Origin of the sequence: Kitasatospora sp. NPDC127116, assembly GCF_042677365.1 — a bacterium.
GTDB classification, from domain to species: domain Bacteria; phylum Actinomycetota; class Actinomycetes; order Streptomycetales; family Streptomycetaceae; genus Kitasatospora; species Kitasatospora lactacystinica.
In genome coordinates this window covers 35220-48376 of record NZ_JBHXTL010000028.1, presented here as the reverse complement: position 1 = coordinate 48376, position 13157 = coordinate 35220, and the positions used below count along the sequence as shown (strand labels likewise).

Annotated in this window: 14 protein-coding genes; 8 read left to right on the top strand and 6 right to left on the bottom strand. The window is 75.4% G+C overall.

The features are described from left to right. Positions 1 to 69: 69 nt before the first annotated feature. Positions 70 to 1452: a lytic transglycosylase domain-containing protein gene (locus ACFVHV_RS14315; RefSeq protein WP_380351367.1), complete on the bottom strand. Its 1383-nt coding sequence runs from the start codon at positions 1450 to 1452 to the stop codon at positions 70 to 72. Between the two features lie 572 nt (positions 1453 to 2024). Here ACFVHV_RS14315 and ACFVHV_RS14310 point away from each other — a divergent pair. Both ACFVHV_RS14310 and ACFVHV_RS14305 read left to right on the top strand, forming a co-directional pair. Beyond that, complete coding sequence (locus ACFVHV_RS14310; protein ID WP_359902661.1) at positions 2025 to 2408, top strand: hypothetical protein; 384 nt, start codon at positions 2025 to 2027, stop codon at positions 2406 to 2408. A 16-nt stretch (positions 2409 to 2424) separates the two neighbouring features. Further along, positions 2425 to 2733 carry a hypothetical protein gene (locus ACFVHV_RS14305; RefSeq protein WP_380351365.1) on the top strand — a complete coding sequence of 103 codons (309 nt, stop codon included), beginning with the start codon at positions 2425 to 2427 and terminating at the stop codon, positions 2731 to 2733. A gap of 12 nt (positions 2734 to 2745) precedes the next feature. Here the strand turns inward: ACFVHV_RS14305 and ACFVHV_RS14300 are convergent, their stop codons facing one another. From ACFVHV_RS14300 to ACFVHV_RS14290, 3 genes are all read right to left on the bottom strand, one after another. Next, positions 2746 to 4347 (bottom strand): alpha/beta hydrolase, encoded by a 1602-nt coding sequence (locus tag ACFVHV_RS14300; RefSeq protein ID WP_380351363.1) that lies wholly within the window; start codon positions 4345 to 4347, stop codon positions 2746 to 2748. A gap of 110 nt (positions 4348 to 4457) precedes the next feature. Beyond that, the gene (locus ACFVHV_RS14295; RefSeq protein ID WP_359902652.1) at positions 4458 to 5099 is read right to left on the bottom strand and encodes an NAD(P)H-binding protein; all 642 of its coding nucleotides are present in this window, start codon (positions 5097 to 5099) and stop codon (positions 4458 to 4460) included. Between the two features lie 95 nt (positions 5100 to 5194). Then, positions 5195 to 6118: an EamA family transporter gene (locus ACFVHV_RS14290; protein ID WP_359902649.1), complete on the bottom strand. Its 924-nt coding sequence runs from the start codon at positions 6116 to 6118 to the stop codon at positions 5195 to 5197. 111 nt (positions 6119 to 6229) lie between these two features. Here ACFVHV_RS14290 and ACFVHV_RS14285 point away from each other — a divergent pair, with 111 nt between their 5' ends. Continuing rightward, positions 6230 to 6727 carry a MarR family winged helix-turn-helix transcriptional regulator gene (locus tag ACFVHV_RS14285; protein ID WP_380351361.1) on the top strand — a complete coding sequence of 166 codons (498 nt, stop codon included), beginning with the start codon at positions 6230 to 6232 and terminating at the stop codon, positions 6725 to 6727. Between the two features lie 267 nt (positions 6728 to 6994). Here ACFVHV_RS14285 and ACFVHV_RS14280 read toward each other — a convergent pair whose 3' ends face one another. Further along, complete coding sequence (locus ACFVHV_RS14280; protein WP_380351360.1) at positions 6995 to 7906, bottom strand: methyltransferase domain-containing protein; 912 nt, start codon at positions 7904 to 7906, stop codon at positions 6995 to 6997. A gap of 29 nt (positions 7907 to 7935) precedes the next feature. On the opposite strand from ACFVHV_RS14280, the gene ACFVHV_RS14275 reads away from it, so the two are divergent. Then, positions 7936 to 9456, top strand: coding sequence for a PLP-dependent aminotransferase family protein (locus ACFVHV_RS14275; RefSeq protein ID WP_380351359.1), 1521 nt, complete (start codon positions 7936 to 7938; stop codon positions 9454 to 9456). A gap of 115 nt (positions 9457 to 9571) precedes the next feature. Then, positions 9572 to 10765, top strand: a complete 1194-nt coding sequence (locus ACFVHV_RS14270; RefSeq protein WP_380351357.1) for a glycoside hydrolase family 3 N-terminal domain-containing protein — start codon at positions 9572 to 9574, stop codon at positions 10763 to 10765. Positions 10766 to 10925: 160 nt separating this feature from the next. On the opposite strand, the gene ACFVHV_RS14265 is transcribed toward ACFVHV_RS14270, so the two are convergent. Further along, positions 10926 to 11654, bottom strand: a complete 729-nt coding sequence (locus ACFVHV_RS14265; protein WP_380351355.1) for a polysaccharide deacetylase family protein — start codon at positions 11652 to 11654, stop codon at positions 10926 to 10928. A 221-nt stretch (positions 11655 to 11875) separates the two neighbouring features. Here ACFVHV_RS14265 and ACFVHV_RS14260 point away from each other — a divergent pair, with 221 nt between their 5' ends. The 3 genes from ACFVHV_RS14260 (at position 11876) to ACFVHV_RS14250 (ending at position 13138) form a co-directional block, all read left to right on the top strand. After that, a complete protein-coding gene (locus tag ACFVHV_RS14260) occupies positions 11876 to 12337 on the top strand; it encodes a hypothetical protein (protein WP_359902635.1) in 462 nt (153 codons plus the stop codon). A gap of 284 nt (positions 12338 to 12621) precedes the next feature. Continuing rightward, entirely contained in the window at positions 12622 to 12963 is a 342-nt protein-coding gene (locus ACFVHV_RS14255) for a metalloregulator ArsR/SmtB family transcription factor (protein WP_359902632.1), read from the top strand. Positions 12964 to 13006: 43 nt separating this feature from the next. Then, the gene (locus ACFVHV_RS14250) at positions 13007 to 13138 is read left to right on the top strand and encodes a DUF6126 family protein (RefSeq protein WP_359902629.1); all 132 of its coding nucleotides are present in this window, start codon (positions 13007 to 13009) and stop codon (positions 13136 to 13138) included. The last annotated feature ends 19 nt before the right edge of the window (positions 13139 to 13157 follow it).

Genomic DNA, 13157 nt, shown 5'->3' with positions numbered 1-13157 from the left:
GCCCTACCCGGGGGCCGCCCGTGCGGGGCCGGGGGGGGGGGTTCCCGGGAAGGAACCGCGCCCCTCGGGTCACTTCGTCGGGGCCGCCGACGGCGAGAACGCGGAGCCGGGCGTGGTGCCGGCGGCCGCCCCCGGGGTCTGGGTCGCGGTCGGGCCGGGGGTGGGGCAGCCCGGGAGGGGCGTTGCCGTCGGGGTGCCGGTGGGCGTGGCGGTCGGCGACGGGGAGCCCGTCGGGGTGGGCGTGCCGGTCGGCGTGGCCGACGGGTCCGGGCAGGTGGTCGGCGTACCGGTCGGGGTGCCCGTGGGCGTGCCGGTCGGGGTCGCCGTGGGGGAGGTGCCGCCGCTCGGGGTGGTCGTCGGCGTCGCGGAGGGCGAGGCCGAACCGCCGGGCGTGGGCGTGGCGGTGGCGCTCGGGGTCGTCGTCGGCTGGGCGCTCGGCGACTGCTCCGGGGCGGGCGTGACCGGTACGGTCGGCTGCGGGTCCGTACTGGGCGCGGTCGTGCTCGGGCCACCGCCCCCGGGGAGGCTCGGGAGCCCCGGCGGGTTCGGCGTGGGCAGCGAGGTGGGCGGGACCGGGGACCCGGGGCGGTTCGGGACGGTTGTCACCGTGCCGCTGCCGTAGTGCGCCATCCAGTTGCGCACCGTCCGCAGGTACTCGCCCGAGTTGTTGTAGCTGAGCACCGCCCGGTCGAGCTGCGCCGGGTCGGCGAGGTCGCGGCCGCCCGCGCACAGGTAGCGGCCGGCCGCCTCGGCGGCGTCGAAGACGTTGTTCGGGTCGGCCTTGCCGTCGCCGTTGGCGTCCACGCCCCAGGAGGCCCAGGTGGACGGGATGAACTGCATCGGCCCGACGGCGCGGTCCCAGCGGGAGTCGCCGTCGTAGCGGCCGCCGTCGGTGTCGGATATCGCGGCGAAGCCGTTGCCGTCCAGCGCCGGGCCGAGGATCGGCGTCAGGGTCGTGCCGGCGGCGTCCACCCGGCCGCCGTTGGCCTGGCCGGACTCGACCTGGCCGATCGCGGCGAGCAGTTGCCAGGGCAGGTGGCAGCCCGGCGAACGCTGCGCCAGCGAGGCCTCGGCCTGGCGGTAGGCGGCGAGGACGGTGGCGGGCAGTGCGGGGCCGGTGGCCGCGAACGGGCCGGCCGAGGTCGTGCCGGGCAGCGTGCCGGGCGGCTGCGGGAGCTGGACGGTTCCGCCGCCGTCGGCCGGGACGCCGGTGCCGAAGGTGCCGGGGACGTCCGTCGAGGGGCTGCCGTCGGGCAGGGAACGGCCGACGCCCTGGCCGTCGGCGCCGTTCGCCGGACCGGCGTCGGCGACCGCGACCGGGGCGAGCCCGATGCCCGTCACCTGAGAACCGGTCAGCGCGGCCAGCGCGACGAAGGCCGCCGCCGTGCCCGTGAGCCGCTTGCCGATCCGGAGCTTCCGTCCGCCCTCGGCCTTGCCGATCCGCACCGTCATCCGCTACCCCTCCCCGTCGCCGCCCGGACCATCCCGGAACGGTTGAGCTGTCGTCATCGTGCCCGTCCGGCCGAGGGCCGGGCCCGCCGCCGGGACGATTAGTATCACGACGATCTGACAGGGACAGGGTGACCGGGAGGCGGACCGGGGCCCTCCGAGGGGTTAACTCGGCACTTCAGCGGGGGTGCCGACGGGTGCCGCGCCGTTCCGGGGCCCCGCCGCCGGCCGCCCCCTTCCGTTATCCAGTGCCAACTCACCTTTCGCTGCGGAAAGTTGACCGAAGGGCCACCGCGGCGGGACGGGCGCTCCCGGGCGCCGGAACGGCGGTTCGGAGCACAGGGGTGGTGCGTGCGCGGCGTTTCGGGCTCCCCGGCGGCGCCCACCGCCCGCTCTCCTGACCTGCCGGAACGTCGGGCGCCCGGCCCGGCGCCCCCTACCAGGGCGGGCGCCGGGGCGCCAGGGCGCCGCCCCGACTCGGCCCTGGACGGGTGACGTTCTGGTGAAAGTGGGCATGCCAGGAATCACCGCCCGGCATGCTGTGCCGCGTGATGATGCGGATGGAGGTCCAGACCGTGAGCGCGAACCTGCCGGAGACCCTCGCCGAGGGAGCGGTCGTCCTGCCGGCGCCCCCTCGGGTGGTGGACGACCTGGCCCGTGACCTGACCCAGGCCGCCGCGGCCGTCCGGGCGGTGTCGCGCGCCCGTCGCACCGGTGGGGACGTCGCGGTCGCCGCGTACACCGCCGTGGTGTGCACCGGGCGGTCGGCCGCCACCGTCCTGGAGGAGGCCGCCGCCTGGTGCCGGCAGGCCCCCGAGGCCGAGGTGCACTCGCTGGCCTGGGCGCGGGTGCCGGGCCACCGGGAGGACGTCCACGAGTACCGCGTCACCCTCGCCGTCAGCTTCCCCGACGGCGAGACCGGCGAGCACCTCGGCGACACCCACCACGCCTGCCGCTGACGCGTATCATCGCCGCATGACTGTGGGGGACACGAACGAGATGGTGGACAGCCCGGCCGGCGAGGCGGACGACACGGCCGCGGGGGAACGCGCCGGCGGCCCGCGGGAGCTCTCCCGGTCGGCGGCCGTCGCGGTCACCGTGCTCGCGGCGGTGTGCGGTGCGGCGGTGCTGCTGGCGGTGTTCCACTGGCTGGGCTGGTCCGTGCCGTGGATCGGCTGGATCGTCGCCAAGGCCGGGATCAAGCTCGCCGTCGGGGGCTTCGCCGGGCTGGCGGTCGGGCTCTCCTGGCTCCGGGCCAGGCTGCGCTCCCGGCCCGGGAGTTGAGCACCCGGTTGGTCAACCGGCCTGCGGCGAGGGGCAGGTGAGGTCGCGAGCGGGCGCCTCGCCGTCCAGCAGGTACCGCTCGACCACCCCGCTGACGCAGGTGTTGGACGTGGGGTACTGGCCGTGGTCGCCGCTCCCGGTGACGGTGACCAGCCTGGAGCCGCGCAGCGCGCGATGGGCGCCGAGCGCCGCCTCGTAGTACGTCGCCGGATCGTGCACCGAGTTGAGCATCAGCGTGGTCGGCAGACGGGCGCCCGTCACCTTGACCTCCGGCGCCGGGGCGACCGGCCACGCGGCGCAGACCGCGCTGAAGGCGAGCGTCCGGGCGCCGGCCAGCGGCCAGCGGGCGGTGTTCTCGGCGCCGCGCTCGATCCAGGTGTCCAGGTCCCTGGTCCACGGGGTGTCGTTGCAGGTCACGGCGAAGTACTCGGCGAGGAACTCCGGGGAGAGGTAGCTGCCGAAGATCTTCGCGGCCGCCGCCCTGGTCGCCGGGTCGAGGCCCTGCCAGTTGTCGACGGCGGCCAGCATCCGGGCCAGCTCCGGGAAGTCGGACGCCCGGTAGATCGCCGACATGGCGAGGCTGTCCAGCTGGTTCGGGCCGATCGTCACCGAGCCCTCGACGATGGGGGAATCGTGCAGCGCGGCGCGCCGCTGCTCCCAGTGCGCCCGCACCTGCTCCGGCGTCGAGCCCCAGTGGTAGGTGGTGTCCCGCGCCGCGAGCCAGGGCACGAAGTCCTCGTCGAAGCGGCGCTGGAAGCTCATCGGCTGGCCCAGCTCGTACTTCTCCCAGGTGCCGTCGAAGCCGATGTTGCTGTCCAGCACCATCCGTTCGACCCGGTGCGGGAAGAGCGTCGCGTAGTAGGCGCCGATCATCGAGGCGTAGGAAGGACCGTAGTAGCCGATCTTGCGCTCGCCGAGCAGGCCGCGGAAGAGGTCGATGTCGCGGGCGGTCTGCTCGGTGGTCAGGTAGGGGATCAGGTCGCCGCTGCGCTCCTGGCAACTGGCGGCCAGTTTCCTGGAGTTGGCGATGACGCGGTCGATCGCGGCGGGGGACTGGTCGCGGTAGTCGCCGGCCAGGAACTCCTGCATCTCCGCCTCGGTCTGGCAGACCGCCTTGGTGCTCTCGCCGACCCCGCGCTGGTCGAAGCCGACGATGTCGTACGCGGCGGCGACCGCCGGGGCACCGGCGGCCAGATTGGCCGGGCGCAGCAGGCCGGTGCCGCCGGGGCCGCCGGCCGCCATCAGCAGGGTGCCCTTGCGCTCGGCCGGGCCGGTCGCGCGGTGCCGGGAGACGGCGATGGTCAGATCGGCGCCGACACCGGGGTGGTGCCAGTCGCGCGGGGCGGCCATGGTGGCGCAGTCCAGGGCGGGCTGCCGGGCGCAGGGCTGCCAGTTCAGCGTCTGGTGGGTGTAGCGGGCGGGCACCGGAGCGGCGTCGCCCGGGTCCCGGCCGGTGGCGGCGCCCGCGGTGGTGGGCACGGCCAGGCCGGCCAGGACGGCGGCCGCCACGGCCAGGGCGGCGCGACGGGCGTGCCGGACGCGGGTCGGGGCGGCGTCGGTGCGCTGGGCTGCGGTCCTGCTCTTGGTCTTGCTCTTGGTCTCAGGCTCGGTCACGGGAACGATCCTGTCCGGCCCCGGCCTGATGATCGATCATCCCCACTACCGTCTTCGGGGTGGTGCTGGGTGCACCCCCGCCGGGGCGGGGGCTCCAGGCGGTCGAGGGCTCAGTAGGCGGCGGTGAACCGGGCCCGGCGGTGGACGGGCTGTTCGGCCTCGTCGAGGAGTGCGACGGCGAGGTCCTCCATGGAGATCGCCGAGTTGCCCTCGGCGTCGACCAGCAGGTCGTCGTGGCCGGTCCGGAACCGGCCGGTGCGCACGCCGGGTTCCAGGAGCGCGGCCGGGCTCAGGTAGGTCCAGTCGACGTCCGGGCCGGCGGCACGGTAGAGGCCGAGCTGCTCGTCGCAGGCCAGGGCGATCGGCCGGATCTCGTCGGGGAAACCGGGGCTGTCGACCAGGGTGGTCCCGCCGCCGCCCGGGACGAGCAGGCTGCCCGCGCCGCCGACGGCCAGCAGCCGTACGCCGGTGCCGGCGATCCCGGCCAGCAGGCCCTTGGTGGCGACGGCCAGTTCGTGCTCGCTGCCGGGCAGCGGACGGGTGGCGGTGATCACCACGTCCTGTCCGGCCGCGATCCGGGCGACGTCCTCGGGGTCGCGGGCGTCGCCGACGGCCAGGGCGGCGGCGGACGGCAGGCCGTGCGGCTTCGCCGGGTCCCGTACGACGGCGGTGACCTGGTGGCCGCGGGCCAGGGCCTCGGCCACGACCCGGCTGCCGACGTTGCCGGTGGCGCCGAACACGGTGATGCGCATGGGGTACTCCCTGTAGGTGGTGGGGATCGGTGGTGCTGGGGAACGGTGGGATCGGTGGGATCGGTGGGTGCGGGAACGGTGTCGGTGGGACGGGGTCAGGCGTTCTCGCGGACGGGCCGCGGGGTGTCCGCCGGCCCGGTTCCGGGTGCCGGCTCGGGCGCGGTGCGGGTCCGTCGGGTCTGGGCGGCGATCAGTGAGCCGAGCACGACCAGCGCGCCGAACGCCTGGAGCGGGCTGAGGTCCTGGCCGAGCGCCAGCCAGCCGAGCAGGGTGGCGACCACCGGGCTGAGCAGCGAGAGGAAGGAGACCGAGGTCGGCGGCAGCGCGCGCAGCCCGCGGAACCAGAGCGCATAGGTGACGGCCGCGCCGATCAGGCACAGGTAGGTGTAGCCGAGCACGTTGGCGAGGGTGTAGTGGGACGGCGGCGCGCCCTCGGAGAGCAGCGTGACCGGTACCAGCAGCAGTCCGCCGGCCGTGAGCTGCCAGCCGGTGGTGGCGAGCATCGGCGCGGGGGAGACCCAGCGCTTGGAGAGGACGATCCCGGCGGCCATCACCACGGCGCCGCCGAGCGCGGCGAGCACCCCGATCGCGTCCAGCCGGGCGTTGGCCCGCAGCACCAGCAGGCTGACGCCCGCGACGCCCGCGATGCCGGACAGCACGGTGCGCAGGGTGAGCCGGTCGCCGAGGACCAGGGCCGAGAGCCCGGCGGTGACCAGCGGCTGGACGGCGCCGACGGTGGCCGCGATGCCGCCGGGCAGACGGTAGGCGGCGATGAAGAGCAGAGCCTGGAACACCCCGATGTTGAGGGCGCCGAGGACCAGCGAACGCCACCACCAACTGCCCTGCGGCAGACGGCGGGTGAGGGCGACGAGGAGCAGCCCCGCGGGCAGGCAGCGGATGACGGCGGCGAGCAGCGGGCGGCCGGGCGGCAGGAGTTCGGTGGTGACCAGATAGGTCGTGCCCCAGACCGCCGGAGCGAGGGCCGTCAGCAGGACGAGGGCGAGGCGATTTCTTAGCACTAAGGCAATATATCTCAGCGCTAAGGCATTCTTCACCGCATCGGGTGAGTGATGTGGCTCACAGTTACCTCACCGCTAAGGAATCCAGTGGGGATCGCCTACCCTGAACCCGTGGCAGATCATGTGGACCGCGTCGTCGCGCAATGGGGTGCCGAGCGCCCCGACCTGGACGTCTCCCCGATGGAGGTGTTCGGCCGGCTCAAACGCCTCTACCGGCTGGTGGACGCGGCACTCAACCGCACCTTCGCCGAGCACGGACTGGACGCCGCCTCCTTCGACGTGCTCGCCACCCTCAAGCGCAGCGGCCCGCCCTACCGCCTCACCCCCTCCGGACTGATGCAGTCCGCGATGGTCACCTCCGGTGCCATCACCCAGCGGCTCGACCGGCTGGAGGCCCGCGGCCTGGTCACCCGCACCCGCAGCGACCAGGACGGCCGCAGCCGCGAGGTCGCCCTCACCCCCGAGGGGCACGCCCTGATCGACCGCGCGCTGCCCGACCACCTCGCCACCGAGCACCGGATGCTGGCGGGCCTCGACGAGGCGCAGCGGACGGCGTTCGTCGAGGTGATGCGCACCCTGCTGGCGGACTTCGGGGACAGCCCGGAGTAGCCCCGTCCGGTGCCGGTGCCGGTGCCGGTGCCCGTGCCCGTGCCCGTGCGCGTGCGCGTGCCCGTGCGCGTGCCCGTGCCGTCCCGGCCCGCCTCCGTACCCGGTGGGGCGGCGGGTCGTCAGGTCGTCAGGTCGTCGGGGCGGTGGCTCCCGCGGGCGCGGTCGAGACCCCCGTCCACGACCCCGCCCGCGGGCTCCGCTCCGGCCCGAGCCCGAGCCCGAGCCCGAGCCCGAGCCCGTCCCGGCCCGAGCCGTCCTGCGCGGCGGCTACGGGTTGACCGCCACCGCCTTGAAGAAGGCGTAGTGGAACGTCCCGCCCGGCCCGGCCGCGCGGCGCAGCTCCGCGATGCCCCGGTCGAAGTCCTCCGGGGTGGTCAGTCCGGCGGCCACCGCGTCCGCGCGGACGGACTCGACCATCGCGACGAAGGTCCGCCGGGTGAACCCCTCCACCAGAGCCGGGTCGGCCCCGTCGGCGTAGACCGTGCGCGGGCGGACCGACACCCGGGTGAAGCCGGCCGCGGTCAGCAGCGGGTGGAGGCGGCGGCCGAGCAGGCCGTCGCCGCCCGCCCGGGCCTGCAGCCGGACCAGGTGGTCGACGGTGCGCCGGGCCGCCGGGCTCTCCGGGTGGAAGAAGGCCGAGCCGTGGTCTCCCTCGATCACCGTGATCGTCCCGCCCGGCCGCAGCACCCGGCGCAGCGCCGCCAGCCCGGCCGTCGGGTCGGGCAGGTGCTCCAGTACGAAGCACAGGAAGACGTGGTCGAACGAGGCGTCCGGGAACGGCAGCCGGTGCAGGTCGCCGTGGTGCCAGCTGACGTCCGCGGCGGGTGCCTGCTCGGCGACCCGGGCGCGGGCCCGGGCCAGCGACTCCGCGGAGAGGTCTGCCGCCGTCAGCCGGATCCCCGGGTTGGCGGCCAGCAGGTGCACGGTCTGCGCCCCCACCCCGCAGCCCGCCTCCAGCACCCGGCTCCCGGCCGGGTACGCGGTGCCCGCGTGCAGCAGGTCGGCGAGGGTGTCGGCCTGGTCGCCGAGGCGCCGCGCCTCGGTCCGCGAGTAGCCGTGGACGTAGTCGGGGCGGTCGTCGGGGCGGTCGTCAGGGCGCTCCGATGCCGCTGTCCCCGTGGTCGTGGGCGATCCCGTGGTCGTGGGCGTTTCCGTGAGCATGGGCGCTTCCGTGGTCATGGCCCCACCCTCGCCGCCACTATGGTCCGGTGAACAGGTCCAAAGCCGAGGCATCCGACCGGTCCAAAGAGGCCGGCGCCGACTTCCTGCAGCTCGACCCGGCCGATGCCCCGCCCGGTGGGCTCACCGACTGGCTGACCCGCCGGCTGCGCGAGGCCGTCGCCGACGGGCGGCTCCCGGTCGGCAGCAGGCTGCCCGCCGGCCGGGTGCTGGCGGCCGAACTCGGCGTCTCCCGCGGTGTGGTGACCGACGCCTACCAGCGCCTCGCCGAGGAGGGGCAGGTCGTCGGCCGCGGGCGGGGCGGCACGGTCGTGGTCGCGGCCCCCGCGGCCCCCGCGGCCCCCGCGGCCCCCGCGGCGCCGCACCGGGCGCCCGCGGCGGAGCCACCCCGCCCGGCGCCCGCGCTGTTCCGGGCCGATCCCGGCCCCGAGGTCTTCGACCTGCTGCGCGGCACCCCCGCCCGGATCGACCTCACCCCGGGCGTGCCCGACCTCGCGGCCTTCCCCCGCGCCGCCTGGCTGCGCGCCGAACGCGCCGTCCTCGACGACCTCGCCGCCTCCGACCTCGGCTACGGCGACCTGCGCGGCACCCCGGCCCTGCGCCGGGCCGTCGCCCACTGGCTGGCCCGCAACCGGGGCATCCGCGCCGACCCGGACGAGGTGCTGATCGTCGCCGGCACGGCCCAGGCGCTCGCGCTGCTCGGCCGGGCCCTGGGCCGGGCCGGCATTGGCGAGGTCGCGGTCGAGGACCCGGGCTCCCTCGGTGCCCGGCACCACCTCGCCCACTGGCTCGCCGCCACCCCGCCGGTCCCGGTCGACGCCGAGGGCATCCGGGTTGACGCGCTGCGCGCCACCGGCGCCCCGGCCGTCCTGCTCACCCCCGCCCACCAGTACCCGACCGGCGTCGTACTGGGCGGCGACCGGCGGCGCGAACTGCTGCGCTGGGCGGGCGAGGGCGGCCTGGTCATCGAGGACGACTACGACGCCGAGCACCGCTACGACCGGCCGCCCGTCCCGGCCCTGCGCGCCGCCCTGCCGGACCGGGTCTGCTACGCGGGCAGCATCTCCAAGCTGCTCGCCCCGGCGCTGCGCACCGGTTGGCTGCTGGTCCCGGCCCGGTTGCGGGACGCCGTCCTGAACGCCAAGCGCTTCGCCGACCTCGGCAACCCGGTGCTGCCCCAGCTGGTGCTCGCCCGGCTGATGGAGTCCGGCGACCTCGACCGCCATCTGCGGCTGCTGCGCCGCCGCCACCGCCGCCGCCGGGACGCGATGATCGCCGCCATCCGCACCCATCTGCCGGGAGCCACCGTGCACGGCGCGGCGGCGGGCCTCCACCTGATGCTGACGCTTCCGGAGGCACCCGGCCGCACCGACACCGAGCTGGCCGCCGCCGCCCTGGCCGAGGGGGTCAAGGTGCAGCCGCTGTCCTGGCACGCCCGGCTGCCGTACCCGCCGGGCCTGGTGCTCGGGTACGCGGCGGGTTCGACGGCGGAGATCGCCGAGGGGCTCGCCGTCCTGGGGCGGCTGGTCCGGCGTTCGTCGTCGATGTGAGGACGATGAGGATATTAAGGCGGATTATCGGATGAATCTGGTGCAGGGGGGAGTGCCCCGCGGTACCCCTGGGTACGTTGACATGCCGAAGTCAAATGTCGGCCCGGGAGGCGTGATGGCCCTGTTCCGAAGTGTCGCCCAGTTCGGCGTGGTGCTGGCCGTGATGGGGATCGCGCTCGGTCCGGTGCCGCTCGGCGCGCCCGCCCGGCCGCACGGTGCCCCGGGCACTCCGGGCGTTGCGGGCGTTGCGGGTGCTCCGGGTGCTCCGAACGAGAGGGGTGCGGCGATGGCCGGCCAGGAGCGGGAGGACGCGCGGGTGCTCGCCGGGCGACGGATCGTGCTGTCGTACCCCGGTCCGACGCCGCCGGCCGGGGTGCTCCAGGCGATCCGGGAGGGCCGGGCCGCCGGGGTGATCCTGTTCGGTGAGAACGTCACGAGTCCGGAGCAGCTCGCGGAGTCGGTCGCGGAACTGAAACAGGCCGCGGCCGAGGCGCCGCACCCGCGCACCCTGCTGCTGATGACCGACCAGGAGGGCGGCAAGGTCCGCCGGCTGCCCGGTGCGCCCGAACTCTCCGCCCGCCGCGTCGGGTTGGCGCCGGACCCGCTCGCCGCGGCCGCGGAATCCGGGGCCGGCGCCGCCCGGACCCTCGCCGACGCCGGACTGAACCTCAACCTCGCCCCGGTGCTCGACGTCTACGACAAGCCGGACAACTTCATCGACCACCCCGAGCGCTCCTACGGCCAGGACCCGGCCAAGGTGGCGGAGTTGGGCAGCGCCTTCCTCACCGCCCAGCAGGGCCTCGGCGTGGCCGCGACCGCCAAGCACTTCCCCGGCCTCGGCGCCGCACCCCGGGGGGAGAACACCGACGAGCGCCCCGTCACCCTGAACGTCCCGCTGTCGCAGCTCCGCTCCCGGGGCGAGGCCCCGTACCGGGCGGCCGTCGCGGCGGGCGTGCGGCTGGTGATGGCCTCGTGGGCGGTCTACCCGGCGCTGGACCCGGACCACCCGGCAGGGTTCTCGTCCACGATCATCCAGGGCGAGCTGCGCGGCCGGCTCGGCTTCGACGGCGTGACCGTCACCGACGCCATGGAGGCGGAGGCGCTCGCCCCGTACGGCGGAACCGGCGCCCGGGCGCTGGCCGCCGCCGAGGCCGGGATGGACCTGCTGCTCTGCTCCGCCCGGGACCCCCGGCAGGGCGAGGAGGCCACCGAGGCGCTGGCCGCCGCGCTGGACGACGGCCGCCTGGACCGGCACGCCTTCGCCGAGGCGGTGGCCCGGGTCGACGCCCTGCGCGGCTCGCTGGAGTGAGCCGACGGGGCCGGTCGGTGCCGTCCGGCACGGCGCCGCGGGGCGGGGCGGCACCGGCTGGCCGCGGGGCGCGGTGGCGTCGGCGGGCGGGGCGGCGGTGGTCCGCTCCCCGGACTCCCGTCCGGGCGGGTGACGCCGGGGCGCGGAAGGCCCCGGCCGGTCACCGGTCGAGCAGGGTGCGCAGGTCGATGACGCGGTAGCCGCGGGCGCGGGCGCCGTCGAGGATGCGGGGCAGCGCCTCGGCGTCGAGGCAGGTGTCGGGTCCGTCCTCCTCCGAGGCGCCGACGTGCAGTTGGAGGACGGCGCCCGGGGTGAGCGCGGCGAGGGCGCGCTCGACCGCGCGGTCCGCCGTCATGCCGTGGGTGGGGCCCAGGTAGCCGTTGGTGTCGGCGGTGAATTCGAGGTCGGCGTAGCCGAGCCGGTTGACGGTGGCGATGCCCTCCGGCGTGGTCGCGCTGTACGGGAAGCGGAAGAACGGCAGCGGTTCGGCCCCGGAGGCGCGGCGGATCGCGGTGTCGGCGCGGTGCACCTCGGCGCGGGCCCGGTCGGCGTCGAGGGTGGAGAAGTCGGGGTGGCTGTAGGAGTGGTTGCCGAGGCCGTGCCCGGCGGCGGCGATCGCGCGGACGGCGCGGGGATGGCGGTCGGCGAATTCGCCGGTCGGGAAGAAGGTGGCGGGGGCGTCGCGGTCGCGCAGGACGGCGAGGACGGTGTCCAGCCCGGTCTCGTTCCAGGCGGCGTTGAAGGTGAGGGCGAGGACGCGTTCCGCGGTGGGCAGGCGGCGGATCTCGGTGCCCATGAGCGTGGCCGGCGGCGACGCGGCGGCCAGCAGCGCGAGGAGGACGAGGACGGCCGCGGCGGCGGTCCCGGTGGCGGTTCGGATGCGGTTCATCCGGGCTCAACGTGGGCGTTGCCTGGGAGGGTACGGAAGTTCGGCCGTTCGAGGGTGATTGCGCCATCGAAGGTCTGCTTTCGGACGAGGCCTCGTATCCAAGGGTAAATCGGCGTCACCGCATAGGAATCGCATGGCAAAGTTCCTGTCGTGGGCCTATGAAATGTCATATGTGCCACACCACCTGTCCCAGTCCGTCCGTCCCCTCCAAGGAGGAACCCATGAACCGGATCGCCCGGATCGCCGCCGGCGCCGTCGGTGCCGCCGCCCTGCTCTCGGCCCCCGTCCCCGCGTTCGCCGCGGCCCCGGCCGTCGCCACCACCACCGTCACCACCTGCGGCTCCTACAGCCTCCAGGCGGGCCTGGCCACGTACGCCTGCGCCGACGTGACCGGTGACGGCGTCGCGATCTACGGGAAGATCGGCCTGGCCGGTCCGCCGTCCCCGGGCACCCCGTGGCCGCCGGCTCCGAAGGAGCTGGTGACCCACCTGTCGGCCAACGTGACCGGCGGTGCCTCGCTCGGCACGGTGAACGGCCGCACGGTGTTCCAGGTGTCCACGGTGCGGGTCGACGGCATCTCGACCACCGTGCCGTGCGGGTCCACCGTGCACGTGTCCTTTGACGTCGAGGGGTTCTGGAGCGGCCAGGTGCCGGCCACGGTGGATGTGCCTGTAGTCTGCTGACGGCGCGTCACCGTGACTGCCGAGCCCGGGAGTTGGCAGCATCCCGGGCTCGGCTTCTGCATGTCGCGGTCCGGTCGGCGGGCGGTCGGGGGGAGCGCCGGGCGGCGGCCCGCCGAGGGCGGACCGGAGGTCTGTCGAGGGCCCGCCGGGGGTCTTGCCGGCGCTCGACGCGCTGTGACGACTTGAAGAAATCTTCATCTGTCGCGATGATGCCTACCGGCCGCGGCATCGATCCCCGCCCGGCCGGACGACCACCGAGCCGGAACCGAGGGAGAGCGCGGACGATGCCGGTGCCGCTGTACCAGGCCAAGGCGGAGTTCTTCCGCACCCTCGGCCACCCCGTGCGGATCCGGGTCCTGGAGCTGCTCCAGGACGGCCCCCGGCCGGTGCGCGAGCTGCTGGCGGAGATCGAGGTCGAGCCGTCCAACCTCTCCCAGCAGCTCGCGGTGCTGCGCCGCACCCAGCTGGTCACGGCGACCCGTGAGGGCAACACCGTGGTGTACGCGCTCAGCACCCCGGACGTCGCCGAGCTGTTGCGCGCGGCCCGCCGGATCCTGACCGAGCTGATCACCGACCAGGGCGCGCTGCTCACCGAGCTGCGCGCCTCCGGTGGCCGGCTCCGCTGAGCCGCGCCCGGCCCGTCCGCCCGATCCGAGGAGAAGCACCACCATGAGCGACAGCACGAGCGACGAGAAGAGGCGCCGCAAGGCGATGCTGATCCGCGCGGGCATCTACATCTTCGCCACGCACCTGTTCGCCGGTTTCGTGCTGCTGCTGTTCGCGCTCGGCGGCCGGAAGTAGCGCACCGGGAACCGGTGGC